The organism is Mesorhizobium sp. M1D.F.Ca.ET.231.01.1.1 (assembly GCF_003999155.2).
Taxonomy (GTDB): Bacteria; Pseudomonadota; Alphaproteobacteria; order Rhizobiales; family Rhizobiaceae; genus Mesorhizobium.
Window position 1 is genome coordinate 1 of sequence record NZ_RZOZ02000023.1, and the last position, 23,076, is coordinate 23,076.

A 23,076-nucleotide genomic window follows, 5' to 3' on the forward strand; every position below is an offset into this window, starting at 1 on the left:
TGATCGATTACTCGATGACCAAGGGCGGCATTCACGCCTTCACGCGGGCACTCTCCGGCAACCTCATCGGCAGGGGCATCCGCGTCAACGCTGTGGCGCCGGGCCCGGTGTGGACGCCGCTCAACCCGTCGGAGAAGGAGGCCGGGAACGTCGCGCGGTTCGGCGCCAAAACGCCGATGAGGCGGCCCGCCCAGCCGGAGGAGATCGCGCCGGCCTATGTGTTCCTGGCCTCGCCGCAGTGCTCGAGCTACATTACCGGCGAGATCCTGCCGATCATCGGGGGTTACTAACCCAGGAGGAGGATCCCATGCAAAAAATTCTTCTCACCATGGCCGTCGTTATGATGTCCGCGCTGCCGGCAGCCGCTCAGACTGCCGATCAGCCGATGGACCAGCAGCTCGTCCCCGACCTGCAACAACCAGGGGACTGCCAGGCCAAGCCCAACACCAAGGATCAGCAACAGAAGCAGCAGGCAGACACGACCGAATTGTCGGAAACGCTGGACAACTGCAACGGTGTGCTGAAGCCGCCGCCCACCGGCGACAAGAACGCCACCGTTCCGCCGGACGACAACAGCCAGATGCCGGTAATCAAGCCCGGCGAGTTGCCGCAGCAGCAGCCAAAATAAGGGCGCCGGATCAGCCTGGCTCGAAATTTTTTCGGGGGCAGGCGAGTTACCGTCTGGTAGTCCCGGGCACCGGAACTGTCTCCCACGATTTTCCGCCCCGGTTTGTTCCATCCGGGGCGGTTTCTTGCCGACAGGGCACGGGCCCGACATGCGATCCCATATAGCCCCAAATCCGCGGCAGCGAGCCCGGAACCATCGTGCACTTTCCGAATTGACCTCAGCGGGCCGCGTCAGCCGGACCCGGTGGTAAAGAGAACAGGGTTTGGTTTTTCCGGCTTCACACCCTGGCCAACGAAAAGGCAGTCGAGCTCTTGTCCCACCCGGCCCGCCCAATTTGGGCGGCCGCGCATGGCAAAACGTCGATTGTCCCAACCTGCATCCCCCTTTCGAAATAGATGGTGAGGGATATGCCGCGTGTGTTCGAGGAAGCCCGGGTTCTGCTGACGCAGAGCGTCGCCGGCTATCTCGACGACAATGCGCTGAGCCATGGGGCGGCGATGGCCTTCTACGCCGCGACCTCGCTGGCGCCGGTCCTCCTGATCGTCGTGGCGATCGCGGGCATCGTCATCGGCAACGACGCCGCGCAGCTCGCGCTTTCGGCTGAGTTCGCTGGCGTGATGGGCCCGCAGAGCGCGGACCTCCTCAAGGCAACGATCGAGACCGCCTCGCATCGCGGCTCCAGCACGCTGGCCACCGTCATCGGGCTGATCGCGCTGCTTGTCACGGCCTCCGGGGTCTTCGGCGAGATGCAGCAGTCGCTGAACCAGATCTGGAAGGTCAAGCCCAATGGCGTCTCGCTGTCGCGCCTGGTGCGGGCGAGGGCGGCGAGCCTCGGTCTGGTGGCTGCTCTTGGTTTCATGCTTCTGGTGTCGCTCGCCGCAAGCACGGCGATCTCGGCGCTGGGCGAATATATCAACCAGCGCCTGCCGTTCGGCGAGCTGATTGTGAGCGCGATCAACACTGCCGTCTCTTTCGTGCTGATCGCGCTGCTCTTCGCGGCGATCTACAAGGTCCTGCCGGACCGCAGGCTCAAATGGCGCGACGTCGGCGTCGGCTCGGTCGTCACGGCGCTGCTGTTCACCGTCGGCAAGTCGCTGATCGGCTGGTACATCGGCACCAGCGCCATCGCCACCTCCTACGGCGCCGCCGGCGCGCTGATGGTCGTGCTGGTCTGGGTCTACTACTCGGCCCAGATTTTCCTCTTCGGCGCCGAGATCACCCGCGCCTATTCGGTGCGGAGCGGCAGCCGGCAGGATCTCGCCCCCGTGCTGGCGGCCAGCACTGAGACGGGAAGGCCGGGCGGGTCCCGGAACCCGGGCGTGTCGGACGGCGAGGTCGTCACATGGATCGTCATCAGCGGCCTGATCGCGGTGCTGGTCTCGGCGTTCCAGCGGCGGAGGCAGGGTTGCTGATGCTGCTGCCCGGCGATCCGCGGTCTGGCGTTCCTCGGGCCTGTCGCTCCTCCTGACGCTTTTCGACTTCGTAGGAAAGCCAGCGGCAGAACATGCCGACGATCGATGTCGTGGCGCCGCCGAGCAGGCAGGCAATCAGCAACGGACTTTGGGATGCGCTTTTCCAACTCACGGTCGCCAGCAGGATGACGCTCACCGTCGAGATCAAATAGCCTATGCCCTTGAGCAGATGCAGCGACGATCTGGCCATGCTGGATGTCCGCCTCCCCAGTGGAACAATCAGCCGCGACTGAAGTTCCATTTCCGCAGTGTCTCCCCAAGGCAGCTGCCGGCCGGCGGACACCTTGCCGCGTTCTTCTCCAAGCCGCCGATAGCGGCGTCATCCAACCTGGGCCTTGGCCATCCGCGATCTCTTGGCTTCGGCGCAGCGGGCCCGGAACTCCTCGACCTCGGCCTCCGTCAAATGCTCGATACCGATGAAGTCGTTCTTGGCCCGGCCCGAGCGGATCAGTTCGTCGAGCTTGGCCTGGATGGCTGCGCCGTCGCGGTTCTGCGTGTTCTGGATCAGGAACACCATCAGGAAGGTGACGATCGTGGTGCCGGTGTTGATGACGAGCTGCCAGGTTTCGGAATAGTGAAAGACCGGGCCGGTGACACCCCAGATCAGAACCGACGCCACGCAAAGGGCAAAGGCCCACGGCCTGCCGGTGGCGCGGGCGACTGCCTCCGCCATTCGATTGAATGCTTTTTCCATATGCCGGCCCGAGCGGGGTTACGAGCCTCGGCGAGGTATCGCCAGGGCTCGAGGAAGAGCAGAATTGAGGGAAGATCCTGTCTTCCGCTACGCCGCTTCGGCTGCGACGTTGACCGCGGTTTCGGCAAGTTCGGTGAGCGCGGCGTCGGTCTCCTTCTCCTCGCCGAGCGTCTTGTCGAGAAGGTTGACTGCCTCTGTCAGCCCGAGTTCGGAGGCCCAGGTTCTCAGGGTCCCATAGCGCGAGATTTCATAGTGCTCGACTGCTTGCGCCGCCGCCAGCAGACCGGCGTCGAGCGAGGGCGATCCCTTGTATTCCTCCATGATCTCGGCGCCTTCCTCGGTAATGCCCATGATGGCGGCGCAGGTCTTGCCAGCCGGCTTCTTGTCGATCACCTCGAAGACCTCCTCGAGGCGCGCGACATGCTCCTCGGTTTGGCCGCGATGCTTTTCGAAGGCAGCCTTCAGGTCATCGCTTTGCGCCGCCTTGGCCATCTTGGGAAGCGTCGCCAGAATTTTCTTCTCGGCGAAATAGATGTCCTTCAGCGTGTCGTGGAAAAGTTCATTCAGGCCTTTCTTCGTGGCCGCTTTCGTCGTTGCCATTGCCTTGCATCTCCTGATTGGTTGGTCAGCCTCAACTCCATTCGAACCGACTTGTTCCGGAGAGAATTTCGGCCATGACATGGCCCAAACCGATCATTTGTTATTGACGATTATTTGGGCGCTCGGGGCGCTGGCTGCAGTCCGGCGCGCCGACCTGGCGCATGCCATGAAACCTTGTTGAGCCGGACGCGTTGCCACCTATCAATCGATCGCGGGAGGAAACCGTCACAATGCTGAAGACAGGGCCAGGTTGGGAGCAGGCCTATGAACCGCTCGAATTCGCCCAAAAGCACGGCCTGACCCTGAAACAGGCCGAAATCGTCATCCACACCAATGGGCCGTCCAAACGCAAATGCGATCTGGCGGCTCCGATCTTTCTCAAGGCATTGAAGGACCTCGCGAAGAACCGCGGTAATGCGTCGCCCGGCTAGCGGCCGGACTGCCGGCTTTTGAAGAAATTGGATCGGCGCGATTGCCGCTCAGTGCTTCCGCTTTGCGCTATCTGGCGACTTGAGCGCGGGCGTAATCTGCGCCTCGCGCATGATCCGCAGCGCTTCTTCGGGGGTAAGGCCGCACTTGCGGGCAAAATAGACGGCCTCGCTAACCTCCGACCGGGAGGCTGTCGCTATGGCGGACAAGGCCGGTCTCGATTTCTTCCTGGCCATCGGTTCACCGTGCCATAAATCATTAGTCAACTAATATAATGTCACTGCTCTGAAATCAAAAATCCCTGCTTGAAGCCGCAGGCCGGCTTGATGGCCCGCGGCATCATTTACCTGGCCGCTACCAGCCCTGGCGCCTCGCCCAGTCGTCTATGTCGCGGCGGACGCGATCCTTCTCGATGCCGTAGCGTTCCTGGATCTTGCCTTCGAGCTGGTCGCGTTTTCCCGCGATGCGGTCGAGGTCATCGTCGGTGAGCTTGCCCCACTGTTCCTTCACCTTGCCCTTGACCTGTTTCCAGTTTCCTTCGACGCGGTTCCAATCCATGGCGGGACCTCCTTCTTTGCATGATGGGCTAACGGCGGCGCCGGCCTCGAGTTCCTGTTTTGGCCGATCCTTGGAATCGCGACATGGAGAGGGAACCTTTAGACGCTGCTGATGTTCTCGTTCATGGCGCGCGGTTCCGCACCCCCGTGAAGGGCGCGCCGATGGACTGGGTATTCCAGAGCCCGATCCAGCCCGCCTCGGATGTCCCCGCCGGGGCGGGCTTCCAAATTGAGAGAGAGATCATGCTTTACCACGCGGCGAAGATCGCCGAGGAGGCCCATCGCGGCCAGAAGGACAAGACCGGCCGCCCCTATATCGAACATGTCAGGCGTGTTGCCGACGCCGTCGAAACGCTGGACGAGAAAACCGTCGCCTATCTGCACGACGTGGTCGAGAAGGGCGAAGGGTGGACGCTCGGTCGGCTCGGTGCGGCGGGCTTCAGCTTGTCCGTCGTCGCGGCCGTCGACGCTCTGACCAGACGGATGGACGAAAGCGAGCAGTACTTCATCTGCCGCGCGGGGTCCAACGAGCTCGCGCTGGCCGTCAAGGAGGCGGACCTCAAGGATAATCTTTGGCAGGCCCACCAGGCGGGCGTTTCGCCGGCGAAGTATGAGGTCGGGCTCTATCTGCTCGGCGGATTGACAGCCGACGCATAGGTGCCTCGATCCGGGAATACGGTGTGCGGCCAACGCCTCGATCCATGTGAAGAGCTTGGAACGTATCGGGAAAATTCTTGGCACCCGGAAAGTATTGCCCGAGGCTCCCTTGCCGCTGTCGAAATTCAGCGCTATGTATGGCGCATCGATCTTGTTGAACGAACGTTGTTTCCGCGCTTTGGCGCCCTGACGATATTCCATCTCAATTTCGAAAGCGCGGCGTTTGGCTAGTGGCCAAGCGGCGATAATTTGCGCCGATTTCGAAAGGAGATCGCAATGACTACTGGAACCGTGAAGTTTTTCAATGCCACCAAGGGCTTCGGTTTTATCGAACAGGGCAATGGCCAGCCGGACGTGTTCGTTCATATCTCGGCCGTCGAGCGCGCCGGCATGCGTTCCCTGGTCGAGGGCCAGAAGGTAAGCTTCGACATCGTCAAGGATAACCGCAACGGCAAGAGCTCTGCGGAAAACCTCCAGGCTGCCTGATCGGAGCGCTTCGCGTCTTTGACCACGGATGTACTGGCATCGGCCATCGAGGCGTATCGGAGGAGGTCGGGCTTTGCCCGGCCTTTTCCATTCAGAAAGATGAAGCAATGAAGCACATACCCGAACCCGGGCTGTTCAAGCCGAATCCGTCGCGAACCGAAGCGAAAGGTGACATGACCAGTCGTGTCGCTCGGCAAATTGTCGATCTGGAAGCGGCGGCAAGGATTGCCAAGACGGAGCGCCTGCGCGCCGCAAGATTGGCGCAGGAAGCCGAAACGCCTGCGGCCGTGCCGAAGAAACCTGCCCAAAAACGCCAGGTCAAGCGGGCCTGACCGACAAAGGTGATCCGTTGACAGTCATGGGCCTGGCGAATGTCCGGCGCCGGTTGTTATCCGCCCCGATCAAGCTGGAGCAGCTTGATCGGAGCGTCCGGCCGGGCCCGCTCGCTGAGCGCCTTTTCGAGGTCATTGCGGCTGTCCGCCGGACAGGCATCGGGCAGGTCGAGCGCCGTCAGGGTTTCCTCATCGAACTCGATGGCCGCTCCATAGAACTGGGCCACGTGCATCACCAGGCTCTCGATATCCTCTCGGGCGATATTCTCCGCGGCGTGGATAAGCCTGATTTCCTCCGACAACTTTATGATGTTGATGATCCCGTTGTCCTGCAAGGCCCTTTGGACCTTGCAATGGGCGTCATCGCGCAACCGGTCAGAAAATGCTCGTGACATCGGAAAACCCTCCCTTTCGCGGACGGTTTATCCCTCTATTGGCAGCATGCGCCCATACCGCGCGTCTGACAATACAAAAATGTTAAAAGACATAAATAAATCAATTAGTTAGTATAGATCATCAAATGCGGGTTCGCACTCAATTTGGTATCGTTAGCGTAAGCCTGCGTTGCCGCAGACGTCTTCCTTGACGTCCATTGAGCCAAGCCCTACTTCTATTCACAGTGAGACAGATACTCATTCGTGGCATTCCTCGGTTTTTGAGCGAGGTTGAAGATGGTTGAACTGGAGCGGCCGCAGCGGCTACAGATCATGCTGACTGAGGAAGAGCTGGCGGCGCTGGAAAACTGGCGTTTTGAAAAGCGGATGCCGAGCCGGTCGGCCGCGGTGCGCGAATTGCTGCGCCGCGGTCTTGCGTCGGACGGCTTCCTGACCGCCGGGGCTGGGGTGAAGTCACAGGATTTCGGCGTACTGGCCTCGGAGAGGGCCAGCGGCGAAAATCCCGACCGTTCCAAGGCTTAGGCGCTTGCCTTGAGCCCCGGACGCGCTAGCTAACACCCATGGTGAAATCCGGGGGCCGCCAATCGGAAAATGCCAGCGCCAACGAGCGGTTAGCCGCCATTGTCGATTCGTCCTTCGACGCCATCATGGGCAAGGACCTGAACAGCATCGTCACCGACTGGAACCGCGCGGCCGAACGCATGTTCGGCTACAGTGCGGAGGAAGCTATCGGCCGATCGATGCTGCTCCTCATCCCCGAGCATTTGCATGACGAGGAGGCCGACATCATCGGCCGCATCAGCGAAGGCGAGGGGGTGGCGAGCCTTGACACGATGCGAAAGCGCAAGGACGGCTCGCTGGTTGCGGTTTCAGTCACGGTTTCGCCCATCAGGAACCCTTCCGGCGATATCGTCGGTGCGTCCACGATCGCCCGCGACATCACCGCAGCTAAGGAAAGCGAGCGCCGCATCCGGCTCTTGATGCGCGAGGTCAACCATCGCGTGAAGAACCAGTTCGCGGTGATCCTGTCGATGGTGAGGGAAACCAACAAGCGCTCTGCCAGTCCCGACGAGTTCGAGGAGATGATCCGCGCCCGCATTATGGCGCTGTCGCGCTCGCACGACCTTCTGGTCACGTCGGAATGGGCGGGAGCGAGCCTGTTCGACCTCATCCAGGAACATCTGAAACCGTTCGGCCACGAGGAGCGCATCTCGCTCTCCGGTCCCTTGCTGACGCTGCAGTCGAACGCCGTGCAGAATCTCGGCATGGCCTTCCACGAACTCGGCACCAACTCGTCGAAATATGGCGCCCTGGCAGGTGAGGGCGGTCACGTCGGGATCACCTGGACGGTCGAGACCGGTCCCGAGGCGCAGCGCCGGTTTCACCTTGTCTGGCAGGAGACGTCGAATACCGATGCCGGCGATGGCGAGCCCAATGAGGCGGCGCGCAAGGGCTTTGGCACGGTGGTGCTGCAGCGCGTGGCGCCGCAAGCGCTCGGCGGCTCCTCCGGCCTCGAACGTTCGCCCGGCCAGATGAAATGGTCGTTGACGGCGCCGCTCGAGGCCATCGTCGTGCCGCAGCTAGGCGCCGAGAACGCAAGCGATTTCAACAGCTGACGAGCCGTTCCATTTTCCGCAGAGGGATGGCTGGGCCGATCCGGCGCGGGTTTTTCGAGTGTATCCAGCCTCGTCGTTGCCGCCTTCGGCCTCGAGGATCGTCAGGACAACCATGCCGAGCCCGATGAGTTTTGCCATGGACGGCAGATAAGGAGACGCCGCCTCGCGCGCAACCCAAGGCTGCCGCAGGTCTCTCCCCTTGCAGGTCCGTAAAAGTGTATTACATCAATTAACAGAGCGTGCGTGTCGCACGCTAAAAGCAGTTGCTTTGGTCAAGCTTCATCGATGGAGGTTGTCATGGCAAGCAAACTGATGGAAGAACGGAAGAGCAAGGACTGGGTTACCCTGGTCCTCGCGATCTGCCTGTTCGTCTCACCCTGGGTCATCGGATTTACCGCGGCAATGATGCCCGCGTGGAACGCCTGGATTGTCGGCGTCCTGCTCGGTGCGCTTGCCCTGGCAACGCTTTCGGTGTTCGCAGAGTGGGAAGAATGGGTAAACCTCGTCCTCGGGCTCTGGCTGATCGTCTCGCCCTGGTTCCTGGGCTTCGCTGCCGACAGGAATGTAATGATCACGCATGTCGTCCTCGGCGTGCTCGTGGTCGCGGCATCGGCCTGGGCCGTCTGGGACGTCCGTCATCCCCACGCCCACGCGTGAGCGATGATTGAGCGGGAGCCCGCCGCGCGAGCGGCGAGCTCCTTTTATAAGCAATTCCAGGACAGTGTGCGGGGTTCCGTAGGAATTGCACGAACATATAGGGGCATCGGGCTGGACGGCGGTTGCAGCGGCTTCACGCAATTGCTGCAACCGGACACCTTTTCGTGCATTCTTGGGAATGGCCTCGATGCTGCACCCCGACACCCCCGCCAAATGCTGCTCCTATTGCGGCGGCCGCGACCATGATTTCGAGGAATGTCCGAAGCGCAAGGCCGACGCCGAGAGGGAAGAGGCGGCTCGGCTGACCGAGCCTGCTGATGAGGACCCGGCTCGACGGGCCTGACCCAACCTTGCGGCGCAGTTCCGCGAGGCCTCCTTCGCCTCGGCAAACGATACCTCTTCTTTGATCTCGCGCATCGCCATAGAGGTCGCGGTGCGGCTGCTCGGGCGCGACGTCGAGCTCTGACTTTTTCTGGGATGGTCTAGAACGGGCAGTGAACCGCTCTATAGTCGCCGCCGAGGGTGCGCGGGTGGCGGAATTCGTTTCGATCAGTTCGATCAGAGTGGATGCGAAGCCTGCCGGGCGCGTTTCGGTGGGACGCTTGCGGCTGTTCGCATTCGTCGCGATCGCCGGCTTCATGATCGCCGGTCCGGTCGCCGAGCAGGTCCTCGGGGTGCAGACGGCATGGCTGCGCTCATGGACCATGTTCAGCGCGATCGGGATGGGCGTGATCGACGCCTCCTTCGAGATCCGCCAGCCGGACGGCACGCTTGTCCCGCTCGACCGATTCGAATTGCTCGGCGCTCGCCGCGACGGCGGGCTGAAGTGGATCGAAAGCCGCGCCGAGCTCGCGTCCGTCATCAGGCGGCTCTGCACAGCAGCCGGGCAGGGCGCCGACATCCGTGTCCGCGCGCGCCAGGCCACGCGCAGCGGCTGGCAGATTGTCCGTACCGATGCCGAAAATGCCTGCGCCGACTGACGCCGCCGCCGACTGGTCCGGCTGGCGGCTGGGGCACGCTATTGCCGCGCGTTTCGTCGGCTGGGCGGTCGATACAGAGGGCTCGTCGCGTTCGTCGGCGTTGATCCGTGTCGGCCTGGCGATGCTGTTCTGGTCGCGCTGGGCGGGCGAGTTGCTGCTCTATAGGGACCAATCGCCGGCCGGCCTGTTCCTCGCCGCCAATTTCTTCGTCGCGACAGCGCTCCTCTTCGTCGGCTATTCCAGCCGCGTCGCAGCCATCTGGACGGGCTCGGTTGGGCTGGCGATGTATTACTATTTCGGCTTCCAGCCTAGGGCGCGAGCCCTGGACCCACCACCATACCTATCTGCTTGCCGTCGCAGCACTGCTGATCGCGCTCACGCCCTGCGGACGTTCCTATTCGCTGGACCGCTACCTGGCGCTTCAGCCAGCCCGCGGCGCCCGGCGCCTGGCTGGTCGACGTCTCGGCCGGCGCGACGACCGAGCGGCGGCACGTGGTGGTCGCCGGCACGGCGCCCGTGGTGCTCTCCGCGTTCTCGGGCAAGGATGGACCCGCCGGGGAGCCGCTGCCCATAGAGCATGTCGTCGGCTTCGATGACCTGATGACGACACCGGGCGTGTTCGAAGTTCCGTCCGGCTATGGCGGACTCGACTGGTACAATCTCGTTGCCATGCACCAGCGCTTCACCGCCGGCCCGGGCTACATCAACACCACGATGTCGGGCGAATTCATCGCCTACAACAGCTCGGGCCATCCCGCGCAGGTGTTCAGCGACAAGCCGTTCGATTTCACGGGCGCCTATTTCGGCGCGGGCTGGGACGACGCGGAGGGCGAGACGCTTATTCTCAAGGCCTGGCGGGGCGATGAGCCGGTCTATGAGGACCAGCTTGCGCTGTCGGCCAACGGACAGGTCTACTTCGCGGCCGACTACAGGCGCATCACGCGGCTCGAGATCCGGACGCAGCACTACTGGCAGGCCGCGATCGACGGTTTCGCCTACCGCACCGGCCCGTAGCGCGGTCCACCAGCGATCCGCGGCCTGCATTTCCCGCCGCCGGTGGTTCCGAGGTCGCTCGAGGTTGAAGCGTGTCTCCCGACAGCGGGAACCGCTTCGGGATAAAGACATGCGTAGGTCAGAACCCAAAGCGCATGGAGCGAATCTGACAGATCGCGACGCGTCTTAGATCAGGGTGACGTTTCGTTGAGTCGTCATCCTGATCCAACTCTTTGTTGGAGCATGATCTTCTCCGAAAACCGGTTCCCACTTATCGGGATCACGCTCCAAGCCGCCTCAGCAAGACGATCCCTGGAAGATTCCGCAGGAGCGCGTGCCGCCGTCCGAATGGCCGAAATTGGTGTTGTGATGGCTGGGGCCGCCGCCGTTGCCGGCGTCGCCGCCATTTCCACCGTTCCCGCCGTTCCCGCCGGCCTCGCCGCCATTGCCGCCAGCGTCGCCGCCATCGCCGCCAGCGGAACCGCCGTTGCCACCATTCCCACCGTTCCCGCCGGCCTCGCCGCCGTTGCCGCCGTTACCACCATTCCCACCATTGCCGCCGTTGCCGCCCGAGGTTTGCGCCAGAAGAAGGCGCTTGGCCGCCTGCAACTGTGCCTTCCGATCGATCGGCTGGTGGAATCCGCCTCGCGGCTCCGGCGCGATCGGCGCCGCGCGCGCTGCCATCGGCGGCAGCATGGTCGATGCGAGCAGCACCGCCGCCAGAATGGGCAAGGACCGGCGCGCCATATCGGCATTCATCATGAAGGCGCAACCTAAGCGTCCTGCCGGCAATCGCCCGACAGGCTCCGCGCCTGTTTTGATCGACATGATATCAGTCACCCGCGTAGCCCCGGGCGTGACTATAGACCGGTTGAACGTCGGTTCTCGACCGTCCCAGAAAAAGTCAGGGACCCGCTCTACGGCCGGTATCCGCGGCCTTATCCTCTCAGCGCATGCCCCGCCGCGTTGGCAAACGAGATATCGCCCTTGATCTCGCGCATCGCCATCGAGGTCACGGTGTGGCGCACGCCGGGCAGCCGGCTGAGCTCCGCGCGCAGCATCCTGTCCAGCGCCCTCATGTCGACGGTGACGACCTGCAGGAGATAGTCGGCCTCGCCGGTCGTGGCATAGCAGCGCCGGATCAGCGGGTGCTTCTTCACCGCCGCCTCGAAGGCGTCCGACACCTCGAAGTCGATCGACACCTGGATGAAGGCCTCGATGCCGAAGCCGATCGCGGCCGGATCGATGCGGGTGGAATAGCCGCGGATGACGCCGGCCTCTTCCAGCGCCTTGACCCGCTTCCAGCACGGCGTCTTGCTCAGGCCCACCTCTTCGGCGAGTTCTCCGAAGGAGATGCGCGCATCGCGTTCGAGCGCGGCTACGATCCTGCGGTCGACGCTATCCAGCATCTTTCGTTCTCCAAAATCATCTGAACTGCGGTAAATCGTACTCCATTTTTGGCAGATTGGATAACAGAAAGGAACAATGTTCAAGCTGGAAGCGCTATCCTTTGGCCATCTGTCGAACGAAGCCCGTGCGAGGAGACGAGCCATGGACAAATCGGATTACCACACCCGCATCGAGGCGCCCGAGATGCGCGATTACGGCGTCTATCTGAAATGCGACCAACTGCTTTCCTGCCAGAAGCCGCTGGCCGAGATGGTCAATGCCGACGAGCTGCAGTTCCAGATCGTGCACCAGGTCGAGGAGCTGTGGATGAAGCTCATCGCCTACACGCTGGTCGACGTGCTCGACTATCTGGAAAAGCAGGACACGCACCGCGTCGTCACGCTGATGGGCCGCGTCCACCGGCTGATGCGGCTGATGACGGCGCAGCTCGATGTGCTGGAAACCATGTCGCCCAAGGAATACCAGCAGGTCCGCCTCGAGCTCGGCAACGGCAGCGGCCAGGAATCCCCGGGCTTCAAGTTCATCCTGCGCCTGCCGCCGGACCTCCGGCGGGCCTTCAAGCACGCCTATCTCGACGCCCGCGGGCTCTCCGTCGCAGACATCTACGATGCCCATTACGACCACGGCGACGCCTATGTCGTGGCCGAGGCGCTGATCGAGTTCGACGAGCTGTTCCAGAAATTCCGCGCCAACCACCTCTATCTCATCCACCGCTCGATCGGGCTCGGCTCGAAGTCGCTGAAGGGCCGGCCGGTGGAAATCCTGGAGGGCGGCGCTCGCCATCGCTTCTTCCCCGAGCTCTGGGACATACGCTGCGACATGACCGACCGCTGGGGCGCCGAGTATGGTCGGGTGCGGGATTCGATCAGCCATCCGCCGCAGGCGAAGGCGGGCTGACGCCTCTCCTTCTCCCCTTGTGGGAGAAGGTGTCCGAGCGAAGCTCGGACGGATGAGGGGTGCTGGACGGAGTGCTGCCTTGAAGATCTAAGTGCTTAAAATTGCTATGTCTTTTTAGACCGCGTTTCTTCCAGCGCCCCTCATCCGTCTCGGCGCTGCGCGCCGATCCACCTTCTCCCACAAGGAGAGAAGGAGAGGCGCCGCGCCTCCGCCAAAAAAAACAATTTTCCCCACCCCTGTCGGAACCATCGCCCTTCGTCCGTCCTTTGAGCACATCAACCGCTTTAACAACCCGGAGGGACAGACGTGGAAACGCAATCGACCTGGCAGACCGCCGCCATTCTCATCGCTCGCCTGATCTTCGCAGCCATGTTCGCGATGGCGGTGGCGTTCAAGTTCATGGATATGGGTGCCACCGCCGGCTACATCGCCGCCGCCGGCTTCCCGTTCCCGCTGTTCCTGGCCTGGTGCGCCGCGATCCTCGAGACGCTGCTGGTGATCGCCTTTCTGACCGGCGCTTATCTGACGCCGCTGGCGCTGATCGGCGCGATCTACGTCACCTTCCTCGGCTTTGCCTTCCACGGTCCTTCGCACTGGGCTACGGAGCAGGCCGAGTTCGGCGCCTTCATGTCGCATTTCCCCTTCGCCGCCGGACTGCTCTATGCCGCCGCGCACGGGCCGGGTAGCGTGCTCGCCCTGCGTCAGGGCTGGCCGCGCCGGGCGTAGGCTTATCCTTCTCCCCGTGACTATACGGGGAGAAGGTGCTCGCAGGGCGGATGAGGGGCGGCGCCGGCATCACCGGGGAAAGCGGATTCCTACCGCCTTACATCTGGTCGTTATAAGGCTCCTTCATCTGACCGACCATGCGCGCCAGCTTGGAGAAGGACGGCATGTCCGCCTCCGGCTGGCATTGGTTGGCGAGCTCCAGCAGCCGGATCGGGAAGTTGACGGCGTCGCGGCTCGACGCCGACATGCCCTCGGACCGGTCTTCTCCGGTCTCCACGGCCTCGGCCTTGCGCAGCGCGATGTCGATCTCCTCGACCGTCAGCACTCCTTTGCGCACCAGCGTATGGTTGATTGCCGCGACGGCCATCAGCAGGCCCTCGAGTTGCAGATTGGCGACGTTCATGGCGCTTCCTCCCATTGACCTCGCCTCAAAAACGCGCGAGCGGCGTTTCCGATCCGGGGGAAGTGCCCTACGCCTCAATCAGGCGCTGGCCATATTCGGTCCAGAGCTGCCTGACCTCGCGGCTGCCGAGCGGGGGTGTCGAGCGGTCGCCATAGGAGATGGCAACGGCGCTCAGGTCGTACAGGCCGTCGGCCTCGGCGACGAAGCGGATGGCTTCGCCGAGCGGCCGAGAGTGGAAGATCGGATCCGCCTGGCCCCGGCCCAGGCTGCGAACGCCCAAAATGCTTGCCGGCGCATGCCGCATCCGAAAGACGGATGCCATGGCAGGTTTGTCCATGCCCGCTCTCCGCGATTCCAATGCGGAATGATTCCATAAGGTCCGGCTAATGACCAGCCTGTGAGCAATTCCAGGAAAAGGGCGCAGCCCATCCGAAATAGCGGGATCGCCTTGCAAGATGCCCCTGAAGGCCTGCCTTCCCGTGCGACGAGACGCAAGCCGTCTCGCGCCTGGCCGGCCCTTTTTGTCAGATCTGGGGGTCAGCGACGAAACGGGCGAGCCCGTCTCGCGCTTGGCCGGCTTTTCTGTCAGGTCTGTGCGGCAGCGACGAGACGGCAAAGCCGTCTCGCGCTTTAGCGATGCCAGCGATGGAACCAGTCCGGCTCCGGCTGCGAGCTTCTGGCCAGGGCGAGGCCGACCAGCACGCCGATCACCCCGCCGAGCGCGACCGCAGTCGAGAAGGTGCCGGGATTGTGCTGCACCGTTTCCGACACGCTCTGCGCCTGGCTGCGCAATTGCCTGGCCGCGTGCGAGGCACGGCCGGTCGCGCCGCTGTACAAGCCGGAGGCCCGATCGGCCGCGCCGCTGTACAAGTCCGAGGCCCGGTCGGCCGCGCTTTGGTACCAGCCGTGAGCGGTCTCCTCGGCCTGGTCGGCGAGCATCCGGTTGAGCCGGCTCACCTCGCGCTTCAGCTCCGCGATCTGTTTCTTCATCGCCGCCTCGGAAGCGCCCGAAGGCCGCCCGCCGCGGCGCGAGGAGCCTCTGTTGCGCGCGGCGCTCGTCGTGCCCTTGCCGTTGCCGCTTGCCGGAGTGGTGCCGGTGTTGTTGTCTGCCATCGGGTTTCTCCTTTTTCTTTTTCTTCCTGCAACGGCCACGATGGGTCATGGTTCCCGCAAGCGCGCCGTGGCCGTAAAAGCAAGGGCCGTGAAGGAACTCCACGGCCCTTGCGACGAAACTCTCAACGATACAGCGGCCTTACTTGCCGCAGTGATTGTCGTTGACGCTTGGCGATGCCGTGCCGGGCGACAGGTTGTTCGCATCCGGCTGCGCGCCCTGCGGGCTCGCCGGGCAGTTCCGGTCGGCATTCGAATTCATGCCGTCATAAGTCGCGCCGTCATAGGTCGGGCCGCCATAGATGCTGCCAGTCGTGCCCATGTCGAGCGACATGTCATCGGGCAGCATCTGGTCGGGTGGGGAATTGGCCGGCGTCCTCGGTTCCACCGTCACCGACTGGCCACTGCCGGCCGCGCCACCGTTCCCGGCGCTCTCGGCCACCGCCGCCGTGGCGAGGCCAAGCGTCAGGGCCGAAGCGGCGAGAATCTTGATGAGCATGATCTTCTCCTTCTTGTTGCAAGACGGTTCCTCTGTTGTGCGGTCTGTCGCATTGCGACTGAAGGTCGAACCCGTCGAACCGGAGTTGGTTCCGACAAACTTGCGCCGGAGCCTGTCGCGGCAGCTCAATCTATAGGTGTGGCGGCACCGGCCGCGCAAGGCCGCGAGGCTGCGGCAAGAGGCCATAGGAAAATTTGCCTAATTATATACTTGACGTACCAGGGCCGATTTGCGATAACAAACCCAAGGAGTTACCGCAATGTTCGATCTGACCGCCGAAATCTACCACGACGCCGACAAGGCCCGTGAACACCTCGAAGCCATCCATTGGCCGCATGGTCCGTTCTGCCCGCATTGCGGCAATGCCAATCCTGAGCGCATCACCAAGCTTGCGGGCAAGTCCACTCGTCCCGGCGTCTACAAGTGCAACGAATGCCGCCAGGCCTTTTCCGTGACGGTCGGCACCGTTTTCGAGCGCTCCAAAATTCCGCTCAACAAGTGGGTGCTGGCTTCGCACCTCTATGCATCGTCCAAGAAAGGCATGTCGGCGCACCAGCTCCACCGTATGCTTGGCGTCACCTACAAGACCGCTTGGTTCATGGCTCACCGCATTCGTGAAGCCATGAAAGAAGATGTTGCATCGTCCGGTCCGCTTGGTGGCGAAGGAAAGACCATCGAAGCCGACGAAACCTACATCGGCAAGCGCGACGTTCCCTATGTCTCACCGCAGCGCAAGGGCCGTCCTTTCCTTAAGAAAGGCAAGAGCGGCGGCGCACAGAAGCGCACCATTGTCGCGCTGGTCGAGCGTGGCGGCTCTGTCCGTTCCTTCCATGTCCAGCACGCCACCAAAGCCACGGTGCGCGATATCCTGGTCCGCAACGCCGACCGCAAATCGACGCTCTACACCGACGAAAGCAACCTCTATCCGATCACCGGCCTAGAGTTCGCCAATCACGACACCGTGAAGCATTCGGCCAAGGAATATGCTCGCGGCGAAGTCCACACCAACACGATTGAGAACGTGTTTTCCGTCTTTAAGCGCGGCATAATCGGCGTCTATCAGCATTGCGGCGAGGGGCACTTGCACCGCTACTTGGTCGAGTTCGATTTCCGCTACAACCGCCGCGCCGCCTTGAAGATTTCGGACGCCGAACGCGCCGCCGATCTGCTTCGCATGGCTCGCGACAAGCGCCTTACCTATCGGCGGATTGGTGAAGCCAGTTACGCCTAAGCAGAAGGCGCGCGCTTTCCTGCGTTGGAAAAGATCCTCAAAATAATATCGACCCTACCGCGAATAGGAATCGAGCGCTGGAGGCTAGGCAAAAATACAGCGCTGCAGAACACAGAATTGCAACGCCGTGCGATTTAACAAAATTCTGCGTAGTCGTGCGGTGTGGCAGCGTTGACATAGTAAAAAGCGATATTGCCATCGCAAACACTGCCCATATCGCCGCATATAGAATGTAAAATTTTTCAAACTCACCAATCGCGGCGCCTGCCAAGGCGACGAAAGCTGCTATCCCAGCTAATATGATGGATGATCCGGTTATCACCGCTCCTAGCTGAGCAAGTATTACCGTTGCTCCTAGTGATCTTTCGTCTGTCTTCTCTTCATTTTCAAAAGGCGGCGCAGACCGCCATGCTGCATGGGTTGAGTAAACAAAATACGTGGCGATCGAAAGGTCAATGACTGGAACAATTACTAAGAACGGAATTAGGTTACTTGGCATTCTTCAAACTTTCGAAGTCGATTACATACTTCATATATCTGCCCGAGTTTGCGGCCATTTCTTCAGCACTTCGTCGCTTGCGTTTCCGTCCTTAATCATTGCCGGGAGGGCAACGGCAAGCGGACCTACGCTCGATCCGAGCGCGGCGCGGACTTTTTCGCTGCCGAACGCCGCCGCCGCTTGGTTCCAGTACGGCTCCGCTAGCGGTGGCTTATTTACAGGCCAGAAACAAAATACGGAAAAGGCTGCCCGATAGTCGTCATCTGATGCGGTCTTGCGTTCGTTCTTAGCGGCTATGGAATTTGCAACTTCGTTTACGGCAGAAAGCAGCCCGATATAGCGGCCAATATCTTCAAGTGAGGCATTCGCCCAATTGATATGCAGTCGTTCAGCAACCGGAAATTCCGTCGCCAACTGTTGGATTCTATCGGGAATAATTACAGGGCCGTCGCCCTGCGCGGCCGCTGTTGACGTGATCGCTGCCGAAATCGCAAGTGCAATTATCGCTAGTCTCATAGCCAGCCCTCCACACCAAAAATGATATGGTGTGACGGCCGCTATAGGAGAGTCAACGCTTATGTTTTATGGGTTGCTTTGCCGCTTCTTTAGCGGCCGCCGTGCGCGATGAATCTTTCTTGTCATGCGGCTGCGGTGGCGTCTTCAGTAGGCGGCGCAAAACCTCGTCGCCCTTTTCCTGGTCTTTGCCCTTGGGGGATTTGTCATCCGTCATGCCACAACCAATCGGTAAGAAAATCGGTCCACTCGCGTACGTCATATTTGGGTCCGGCGGCGAAGACGCCATTACCAACGCTCCGGATTTAGCCGCCCTAGCTATGCGGTGCATCGCCAGTTGGACCAGCGTAGATTACATGCTTATGTTGGTCTACGTCCGGATGCTTGGCGGTCCCGAGGACAAAGCTTCAACCGCTTACCTTGCCCTCGAAACTCAGTCTGCAAAAACCAGCGTGATTACCGCCGTGGGTCGTCGGTTCTTAGAGCCAAAGGTCTTTCGCCTTTTGACGGCTATCCTAGCAATCGCCAAGACCAATCAAAAGTCGCGAGATAAATTGGCCCATCATCTCTGGGGCTGGGATAATAGATTGCCGAACGCCTTGCTACTCGGCGACCCGCGTGATTTAGTTACCGGCGAAGGATTGCGAGACTGCGTATTCGTTTATGAGAAACCCGACTTGGAGGGGATTATCGCGGCCAACAAACGGCTGTTCCACTTTCTGTCTGGCTTTCACATGTTTCTCGACAAACACCCAGCTTACGAAGATGGTTCGAAATTCGACCGGCTATGCGATGAGCCTGAGATTCGAGAAAGGCTAGATCGTCTGGCTTAGCCAAGCCAATTTCTTCGTTGAGGATTGCCTCAATCGCATCCGCTATTGGGTCCTCATTAGTGCCGGCCTGTCCCGGCTTTTCTATCGAATCGCTCATTGGTACGTCAAGTATATAATTAGGAAAATTTGCCTAGAAGACGTTGCCCGGTGAGGGCAGCTATGCTATGATTTTATCCATGGTGCTGATTTGCGCCGACGACCCGCCGCCCCGGCGGGTTTTTTCTGTCCATGTCTTTGCGGCTAACATCTTTACAGACGCTGGCAGGCCAGAGCGGGGCGCGAAGGAATGCGGCGCTTCCGATTTACCAGCAGACCCGAGGCCCCATGCCACGCTATGCCACCATCATCACCGCCGACGACGGCGCCGAGATCGTCAGTGCCATCGGCGAGTTCGAAGGCGCAAGCCTGCCGCGCCACAATGGCCGCGTCGAGCAGGTCGCGCCGGGCGTGCGCATCGGCATGGTTCGCGCCGGCCCCGTCGAGGCGGTCGCCGGCTTCGGCTTTCCGCGCCCAGGGCTGGACCATTCGGCGATCGCTGCCGCTACGGCGACGCTGAAGGCGGCGGCGCCGGCGCCGAAGCTGTCTCTCTCCCCCCAAGTGGGGGAGATGTCCGGTCCACCCTCCGCAGCTGCGGCGCAGCTGCCGCGGAGGACGGGCAGGACAGGCGCTGTCCCGCCAGCCTTGCCAATGGCTGCACCCGATGAGGTTCACCGGGACCCGCCGCCAAAACCGGCTCGCGTAAAGCGGCGCAAGAAACCGGCGCGCAAGTCCGCCAAGGCACGTGCGGTTCGTTCCGCCAAGACATCGGCGACCGCTGATGGTTGAGGCCCCAGGCAAGGCACGGCGCAAGTTTGTCGGCGCCCGAGCCGCAAATGCAAAGACGGCAAGGGCGAAGGCCGAGCCGGCCTCCACGCCGGCCCGCCCGAACCGCTCGAAGAAGACGCTGGGCGACGATTTCGCCGCGGCGCTCCGCGCTGATTTCCGCGCCCATGGCGCCGGCGTCATCGCCGCGGTGCGCGCGGAAAAGCCCGACCAGTATTTGAAGGTCGTGCTGACGATGCTGCCCAAGGAATTCTCGCAAGGTCTCGATGCGCACCAAAACGATTTCGGTCAATTGAGCGATGAGGAGATCCGCAACCGCATCCGCGGCCTTGAAGCGAGCCTCAGGCCGTTCCTCGATGCCGATGAGAAGCTATCTGGCGCTGCTCGAGGAGCTGGACCGAAGGCAGCGCCATAATCTTCTCGCCGCCTACCGGCCTTACGAACGCCAAGCCGAATTCCACGCCGCAGGAGCGGCAAACCGCGAGCGCCTGTTCATGGCCGGCAACCAGCTCGGCAAGACCAGGGCAGGGGGCGCCGAATGGGCGATGCACCTCACCGGCCGCTATCCGGACTGGTGGGCGGGCAAGGTGTTCGATCAGCCCGTGCGGCTCTGGGCCGCCGGCGTCACCGGCGAAGGCACGCGCGACAACCCGCAGCGCATGCTGGTCGGCCCGCCGCAGCAGCAGGGCGAATGGGGCACCGGCATGATCCCGGCCGACGCCATCGCCGACACGGTGATGGGCCGCGGCCCGCCCGGTGCGCTGGACAGCGTCATCGTGCGCTGGGGCGGCGGCGGCGACGTCCAGGCCGGCGAAAGCGTTCTCTCTTTCAAAAGCTACGAAAAGGGCCGCGAGAAATGGCAGGGCGAGACGCTGCACGGCGTCTGGTTCGACGAGGAGCCGCCGCTGAATATCTATTCCGAAGGCCTCACCCGCACCAATGCGACGGGCGGCATAACGATCGTGACCTTCACGCCGCTGCTCGGAATGAGCGATGTGGTGCTCAGGTTTTTGACGAGCGAGGAGGTGGAGAGGATAGGGAAGGGGTGAAGGGCAGCCAATCTCCCCCTTGTTTGGGGGGAGATCAGATTGTCACGTCGGCTTTCGCCAATCTCCGACGTTGCAGGATGAGGGCCGGTGCCCCGCTGCCAATCTCCCCCCAAACAAGGGGGAGATCAGCAGCTTCGACATCCGCGCCTACCGGGATCGAGTGTCACCTTTACGGGCTATTTCGGGTGGTTGCCGGCAATGATGAATGCCATATCGCATGCCGCGATATCAGCTTGTGCTCGATGCAATCCGTTGCCAGCTTGCTGATTTCAGGGTCGGCAGACGCCCGAGCCCATTCGACATAGGCGTCAACGACCACCAATCTCGCCCGGCCGGCCAACCCCAGACCGTAACGCCGCACGACTGGCTCCGCATGGTCCAGCATCGTCCGGATCATCCCTGATGCATCGTCCCGCCATTGCGCGGAAATATCGGCGATTGCCGAGAACGGGGCGGGCCAACTTCAGCTGCCAGTCCTTGGCAAAGCGCACGAATTCGATGGCCCCTGTGCGCACACCCCCATTTTCATCATCAAGCGCAAACAACGCTCGCGCCAGATAGTTGCCGTGGCCCCGTGTGCTGCATCGCATGATAGATTCTACAGCATCGAAGCGGATGCGCGGGTTGTCATCTGCCAGCAACGCCGCCAGTTCGCCCACCATCGAGCTGATGTTCTGGTTCTGAAACGTGGCAAGAAACGCGCCCGCCGCTCGCGTCTGGGCATTGGCCGATGTGAGCAGGAGACGCAGGCTTTCCAGCGGTACCGTGTTGCCAAGCTCGCCGAGAAGGTCGTTGGCAAGGGTGCCGTCGTCGTCATCGGAGGGCGAGAGCAGCCGCTCCAGCATCTCCTGACCTGTCATGGCGTTTGTCGATTTGCCGAGCGGCAGCAACATCTTGCCGCCTTCGCTGAAGTAAAGATGAGCGGTCTCGCTGTCCTCGGCGGACAGGCGCATAGCCTCGAATAAGTCTGTCATGGCAAAGGGTGGCTTTCCCACCCGCGTAGAGGAGAGGCCGCGCACGATGCTCCGGCTCAACACGCATCGGTGTCGCCGATGCGAGGCAAGACCTACCGCATAAAGCCGAAGATGAAAAGACGAGCGGGCGCGGTTTTGCTGACCGTTCGGGAATCGTCGACCCATGGCGATGTCCGAAGAGTTGCTTCGCCCCCTGCGTCGGGTCGGCCCCCCTCTGTCGCTTTCCTGAATCAGGGGTATTTGCTGCCTGCAAGCTGCCTGGCGCGAGCTTTAGGATCGGTCGCCTTCCGGGTGAGCGGTTGGCACCATATCCTTTCGTCGTCTCTAATCTGACTGGCCCAGACATTGCACACTTTGTTCGGTGTGTCCGGGGCACAGACTTTGTGCTGGCGCCCGTTGAACTCGTACATCTTGCAGGTCTGCTTACTCGTATCATACGGAACGTTCGATTGGCATGCTGATGCACTGGCGGCAATGGCCACGACGATTGCTATGCGGATCATGTATCTCCCCCAAACCGCCAGCAACCTTGCACCAATAGACAGTATTATCAATGGCGTTAAATCGTCACGATATTTAATTATGGCAAGCTAATATGTCCCGACACGTCACCTTCATGACCATCGACGATGCCGGGCACTATTCGCCCGAGCAGCGCGCCGCGATCGTCGCTGCTTATCCAGAACATGAGCGCGAGGCGCGCGCGAAAGGCATTCCGGTGCTGGGCTCCGGCCGCATCTTCCCGGTGGCTGAAGAGCTGATCGCCTGCGAGCCGTTCAAATTGCCGCGCTGGTGGCCGCGCATCGGCGCGCTCGATTTCGGCTGGGACCATCCGTCCGCCGCCGTCGAGCTCGCCTGGGATACCGAGGCCGATGTCGTTTACGTCACCAAGGCTCACCGCGCCGCGCAGCAGACGCCGGCGATGCAGGCGCTGGCGCTGAGGGCCTGGGGCGAATGGCTGCCCTTCGCCTGGCCGCGCGACGGCCGCCGCGAGACGCTGGAAGGCGCCGGCGTAGCGCTCGCAAAACAATATGAGGCGCACGGGCTGAACATGCTCGCCGGTCACGCCCGCTTCCCCGACGGCTCGGTCTCGGTCGAGGCCGGGCTGATGGAGATGCTCGACCGCATGCAGTCCGGCCGCCTCAAGGTGTTTTCGACGCTCGGCCAGTGGTTTGAGGAATTCAGGTTGTTCCATCGCAAGAACGGCCAGGTGGTCAAGCTGCGAGATGATCTGATGGCCGCGACGCGTTACGGCGTGATGATGCTGCGCGAGGCCGTGGTGGACCCCGCGGAGTTCAAGGCGGCGCGGCGCCCGGCAGGGCAGAGCGATCCGCTGGGGGCGTTTCGATAGCGAGAGCCTCTCTCACTTCGTCATACTCGGGCTTGACCCGAGTATCCATGCCGTGCCCCCTGCCACAGGTGCGACGGCGCAGAATTCTGTAGCCGTTACAATGCCTCAGCGTCACGGCATGGATCCTAGGTGTTTAGTCCCGGCATTTGATGGATTGGATCGAGCCTGAAGCGTTCAGGGTCCTTTGTCCAGCATTTGCAGATGTATTCGTAGGGGGTTAGCCCCGTCAGTGTCTTAAGCCGGCGCCCGAAGTTGTAAGCGTC

Annotated in this window: 36 protein-coding genes and 1 pseudogene; 22 read left to right on the top strand and 15 right to left on the bottom strand. The window is 61.9% G+C overall.

Translation table 11 applies throughout. The features are described 5' to 3' along the window. The 3 genes from EN874_RS31475 to EN874_RS31485 all read left to right on the top strand — a co-directional run. On the top strand, positions 1-290 hold a 290-nt coding region (locus tag EN874_RS31475), incomplete at its 5' end, for an SDR family oxidoreductase (protein WP_135882259.1). A gap of 17 nt (positions 291-307) precedes the next feature. After that, a complete protein-coding gene (locus EN874_RS31480; protein ID WP_127428764.1) occupies positions 308-628 on the top strand; it encodes a hypothetical protein in 321 nt (106 codons plus the stop codon). Positions 629-1,035: 407 nt separating this feature from the next. Then, positions 1,036-2,040 carry a YihY/virulence factor BrkB family protein gene (locus EN874_RS31485; protein WP_127428763.1) on the top strand — a complete coding sequence of 335 codons (1,005 nt, stop codon included), beginning with the start codon at positions 1,036-1,038 and terminating at the stop codon, positions 2,038-2,040. On the opposite strand, the gene EN874_RS33935 is transcribed toward EN874_RS31485, so the two are convergent. The 3 genes from EN874_RS33935 to EN874_RS31495 form a co-directional block, all read right to left on the bottom strand. Then, complete coding sequence (locus EN874_RS33935; protein ID WP_128261497.1) at positions 1,982-2,341, bottom strand: hypothetical protein; 360 nt, start codon at positions 2,339-2,341, stop codon at positions 1,982-1,984. The genes EN874_RS31485 and EN874_RS33935 overlap by 59 nt on opposite strands. A gap of 78 nt (positions 2,342-2,419) precedes the next feature. After that, a complete protein-coding gene (locus EN874_RS31490; protein ID WP_126084604.1) occupies positions 2,420-2,794 on the bottom strand; it encodes a low affinity iron permease family protein in 375 nt (124 codons plus the stop codon). Positions 2,795-2,881: 87 nt separating this feature from the next. Then, positions 2,882-3,394 carry a ferritin-like domain-containing protein gene (locus tag EN874_RS31495; protein ID WP_127428762.1) on the bottom strand — a complete coding sequence of 171 codons (513 nt, stop codon included), beginning with the start codon at positions 3,392-3,394 and terminating at the stop codon, positions 2,882-2,884. A 230-nt stretch (positions 3,395-3,624) separates the two neighbouring features. Between EN874_RS31495 and EN874_RS31500 the strand changes: the two genes are divergently transcribed. Then, positions 3,625-3,825: a hypothetical protein gene (locus EN874_RS31500; RefSeq protein ID WP_126084602.1), complete on the top strand. Its 201-nt coding sequence runs from the start codon at positions 3,625-3,627 to the stop codon at positions 3,823-3,825. Between the two features lie 352 nt (positions 3,826-4,177). On the opposite strand, the gene EN874_RS31510 is transcribed toward EN874_RS31500, so the two are convergent. Continuing rightward, positions 4,178-4,381, bottom strand: a complete 204-nt coding sequence (locus EN874_RS31510; RefSeq protein ID WP_126084600.1) for a CsbD family protein — start codon at positions 4,379-4,381, stop codon at positions 4,178-4,180. A 242-nt stretch (positions 4,382-4,623) separates the two neighbouring features. Between EN874_RS31510 and EN874_RS31515 the strand changes: the two genes are divergently transcribed. The 3 genes from EN874_RS31515 to EN874_RS31525 all read left to right on the top strand — a co-directional run bounded on the left by EN874_RS31515 (position 4,624) and on the right by EN874_RS31525 (position 5,855). Further along, positions 4,624-5,037 carry an HD domain-containing protein gene (locus EN874_RS31515; RefSeq protein WP_127428766.1) on the top strand — a complete coding sequence of 138 codons (414 nt, stop codon included), beginning with the start codon at positions 4,624-4,626 and terminating at the stop codon, positions 5,035-5,037. A gap of 276 nt (positions 5,038-5,313) precedes the next feature. After that, positions 5,314-5,523 (top strand): cold-shock protein, encoded by a 210-nt coding sequence (locus EN874_RS31520; RefSeq protein ID WP_126084599.1) that lies wholly within the window; start codon positions 5,314-5,316, stop codon positions 5,521-5,523. Positions 5,524-5,630: 107 nt separating this feature from the next. Then, the gene (locus tag EN874_RS31525) at positions 5,631-5,855 is read left to right on the top strand and encodes a hypothetical protein (RefSeq protein WP_127428760.1); all 225 of its coding nucleotides are present in this window, start codon (positions 5,631-5,633) and stop codon (positions 5,853-5,855) included. A gap of 56 nt (positions 5,856-5,911) precedes the next feature. Here the strand turns inward: EN874_RS31525 and EN874_RS31530 are convergent, their stop codons facing one another. After that, complete coding sequence (locus tag EN874_RS31530; protein WP_128261496.1) at positions 5,912-6,250, bottom strand: hypothetical protein; 339 nt, start codon at positions 6,248-6,250, stop codon at positions 5,912-5,914. A 276-nt stretch (positions 6,251-6,526) separates the two neighbouring features. Here EN874_RS31530 and EN874_RS31535 point away from each other — a divergent pair, with 276 nt between their 5' ends. The 7 genes from EN874_RS31535 (at position 6,527) to EN874_RS33945 (ending at position 11,273) form a co-directional block, all read left to right on the top strand. Further along, positions 6,527-6,772 (top strand): hypothetical protein, encoded by a 246-nt coding sequence (locus tag EN874_RS31535; RefSeq protein WP_127428758.1) that lies wholly within the window; start codon positions 6,527-6,529, stop codon positions 6,770-6,772. Positions 6,773-6,810: 38 nt separating this feature from the next. Beyond that, positions 6,811-7,866, top strand: a complete 1,056-nt coding sequence (locus EN874_RS31540; protein WP_127428757.1) for a PAS domain S-box protein — start codon at positions 6,811-6,813, stop codon at positions 7,864-7,866. Positions 7,867-8,163: 297 nt separating this feature from the next. Further along, positions 8,164-8,523 (top strand): SPW repeat protein, encoded by a 360-nt coding sequence (locus tag EN874_RS31545; protein ID WP_127428756.1) that lies wholly within the window; start codon positions 8,164-8,166, stop codon positions 8,521-8,523. 187 nt (positions 8,524-8,710) lie between these two features. Then, on the top strand, positions 8,711-8,866 hold the full coding sequence (locus EN874_RS33940; RefSeq protein ID WP_168247689.1) for a hypothetical protein: 156 nt from the start codon (positions 8,711-8,713) through the stop codon (positions 8,864-8,866). A gap of 151 nt (positions 8,867-9,017) precedes the next feature. Continuing rightward, complete coding sequence (locus EN874_RS31550) at positions 9,018-9,503, top strand: hypothetical protein (RefSeq protein WP_127428755.1); 486 nt, start codon at positions 9,018-9,020, stop codon at positions 9,501-9,503. A 495-nt stretch (positions 9,504-9,998) separates the two neighbouring features. Further along, on the top strand, positions 9,999-10,517 hold the full coding sequence (locus EN874_RS31555) for a hypothetical protein (protein ID WP_127428754.1): 519 nt from the start codon (positions 9,999-10,001) through the stop codon (positions 10,515-10,517). A gap of 222 nt (positions 10,518-10,739) precedes the next feature. Next, positions 10,740-11,273 (top strand): hypothetical protein, encoded by a 534-nt coding sequence (locus tag EN874_RS33945; protein ID WP_189394149.1) that lies wholly within the window; start codon positions 10,740-10,742, stop codon positions 11,271-11,273. A gap of 161 nt (positions 11,274-11,434) precedes the next feature. Here the strand turns inward: EN874_RS33945 and EN874_RS31565 are convergent, their stop codons facing one another. Then, positions 11,435-11,905: an Lrp/AsnC family transcriptional regulator gene (locus tag EN874_RS31565; protein ID WP_126084590.1), complete on the bottom strand. Its 471-nt coding sequence runs from the start codon at positions 11,903-11,905 to the stop codon at positions 11,435-11,437. 142 nt (positions 11,906-12,047) lie between these two features. Here EN874_RS31565 and EN874_RS31570 point away from each other — a divergent pair, with 142 nt between their 5' ends. Continuing rightward, positions 12,048-12,803 (top strand): tryptophan 2,3-dioxygenase family protein, encoded by a 756-nt coding sequence (locus EN874_RS31570; protein ID WP_127428753.1) that lies wholly within the window; start codon positions 12,048-12,050, stop codon positions 12,801-12,803. A gap of 306 nt (positions 12,804-13,109) precedes the next feature. Then, entirely contained in the window at positions 13,110-13,529 is a 420-nt protein-coding gene (locus tag EN874_RS31575) for a DoxX family protein (protein WP_127428752.1), read from the top strand. 97 nt (positions 13,530-13,626) lie between these two features. On the opposite strand, the gene EN874_RS31580 is transcribed toward EN874_RS31575, so the two are convergent. The 4 genes from EN874_RS31580 to EN874_RS31595 all read right to left on the bottom strand — a co-directional run bounded on the left by EN874_RS31580 (position 13,627) and on the right by EN874_RS31595 (position 15,541). Then, entirely contained in the window at positions 13,627-13,932 is a 306-nt protein-coding gene (locus EN874_RS31580) for a hypothetical protein (protein WP_126084587.1), read from the bottom strand. Between the two features lie 67 nt (positions 13,933-13,999). Continuing rightward, positions 14,000-14,269: a hypothetical protein gene (locus EN874_RS31585; protein ID WP_127428751.1), complete on the bottom strand. Its 270-nt coding sequence runs from the start codon at positions 14,267-14,269 to the stop codon at positions 14,000-14,002. A 293-nt stretch (positions 14,270-14,562) separates the two neighbouring features. Then, positions 14,563-15,045, bottom strand: a complete 483-nt coding sequence (locus tag EN874_RS31590; RefSeq protein ID WP_127428750.1) for a hypothetical protein — start codon at positions 15,043-15,045, stop codon at positions 14,563-14,565. Between the two features lie 139 nt (positions 15,046-15,184). Beyond that, positions 15,185-15,541 carry a hypothetical protein gene (locus EN874_RS31595; RefSeq protein WP_127428749.1) on the bottom strand — a complete coding sequence of 119 codons (357 nt, stop codon included), beginning with the start codon at positions 15,539-15,541 and terminating at the stop codon, positions 15,185-15,187. A gap of 259 nt (positions 15,542-15,800) precedes the next feature. On the opposite strand from EN874_RS31595, the gene EN874_RS31600 reads away from it, so the two are divergent. After that, positions 15,801-16,772 carry an IS1595 family transposase gene (locus tag EN874_RS31600; protein WP_127428748.1) on the top strand — a complete coding sequence of 324 codons (972 nt, stop codon included), beginning with the start codon at positions 15,801-15,803 and terminating at the stop codon, positions 16,770-16,772. Between the two features lie 37 nt (positions 16,773-16,809). Here the strand turns inward: EN874_RS31600 and EN874_RS31605 are convergent, their stop codons facing one another. The 3 genes from EN874_RS31605 to EN874_RS33950 are packed head-to-tail and all read right to left on the bottom strand — an operon-like array spanning position 16,810 to position 18,001. Next, positions 16,810-17,271, bottom strand: coding sequence for a hypothetical protein (locus EN874_RS31605; RefSeq protein WP_127428747.1), 462 nt, complete (start codon positions 17,269-17,271; stop codon positions 16,810-16,812). Between the two features lie 30 nt (positions 17,272-17,301). Continuing rightward, positions 17,302-17,787 (bottom strand): hypothetical protein, encoded by a 486-nt coding sequence (locus tag EN874_RS31610; protein ID WP_127428746.1) that lies wholly within the window; start codon positions 17,785-17,787, stop codon positions 17,302-17,304. 52 nt (positions 17,788-17,839) lie between these two features. Next, positions 17,840-18,001 carry a hypothetical protein gene (locus tag EN874_RS33950; RefSeq protein WP_168247690.1) on the bottom strand — a complete coding sequence of 54 codons (162 nt, stop codon included), beginning with the start codon at positions 17,999-18,001 and terminating at the stop codon, positions 17,840-17,842. On the opposite strand from EN874_RS33950, the gene EN874_RS31615 reads away from it, so the two are divergent. The 4 genes from EN874_RS31615 to EN874_RS31630 all read left to right on the top strand — a co-directional run bounded on the left by EN874_RS31615 (position 18,000) and on the right by EN874_RS31630 (position 20,488). Next, the gene (locus tag EN874_RS31615; protein ID WP_127428745.1) at positions 18,000-18,617 is read left to right on the top strand and encodes a hypothetical protein; all 618 of its coding nucleotides are present in this window, start codon (positions 18,000-18,002) and stop codon (positions 18,615-18,617) included. The genes EN874_RS33950 and EN874_RS31615 overlap by 2 nt on opposite strands. Before the next feature lie 324 nt (positions 18,618-18,941). After that, positions 18,942-19,442, top strand: a complete 501-nt coding sequence (locus tag EN874_RS31620) for a hypothetical protein (protein ID WP_127428744.1) — start codon at positions 18,942-18,944, stop codon at positions 19,440-19,442. Then, entirely contained in the window at positions 19,435-19,854 is a 420-nt protein-coding gene (locus EN874_RS31625) for a hypothetical protein (RefSeq protein WP_127428743.1), read from the top strand. Before EN874_RS31620 ends, EN874_RS31625 begins: the two co-directional genes overlap by 8 nt. Next, positions 19,796-20,488: a terminase family protein gene (locus EN874_RS31630; protein WP_245513819.1), complete on the top strand. Its 693-nt coding sequence runs from the start codon at positions 19,796-19,798 to the stop codon at positions 20,486-20,488. The genes EN874_RS31625 and EN874_RS31630 overlap by 59 nt, the downstream gene beginning before the upstream one ends. A 308-nt stretch (positions 20,489-20,796) precedes the next feature. Here the strand turns inward: EN874_RS31630 and EN874_RS31635 are convergent, their stop codons facing one another. Continuing rightward, complete coding sequence (locus EN874_RS31635) at positions 20,797-21,462, bottom strand: HEAT repeat domain-containing protein (RefSeq protein ID WP_127428741.1); 666 nt, start codon at positions 21,460-21,462, stop codon at positions 20,797-20,799. A gap of 595 nt (positions 21,463-22,057) precedes the next feature. On the opposite strand from EN874_RS31635, the gene EN874_RS31640 reads away from it, so the two are divergent. Further along, a complete protein-coding gene (locus EN874_RS31640) occupies positions 22,058-22,813 on the top strand; it encodes a terminase family protein (protein ID WP_127428740.1) in 756 nt (251 codons plus the stop codon). A 125-nt stretch (positions 22,814-22,938) separates the two neighbouring features. Here EN874_RS31640 and EN874_RS31645 read toward each other — a convergent pair. Beyond that, a pseudogene (locus EN874_RS31645) lies at positions 22,939-23,076 on the bottom strand (IS481 family transposase); the annotation flags it as partial.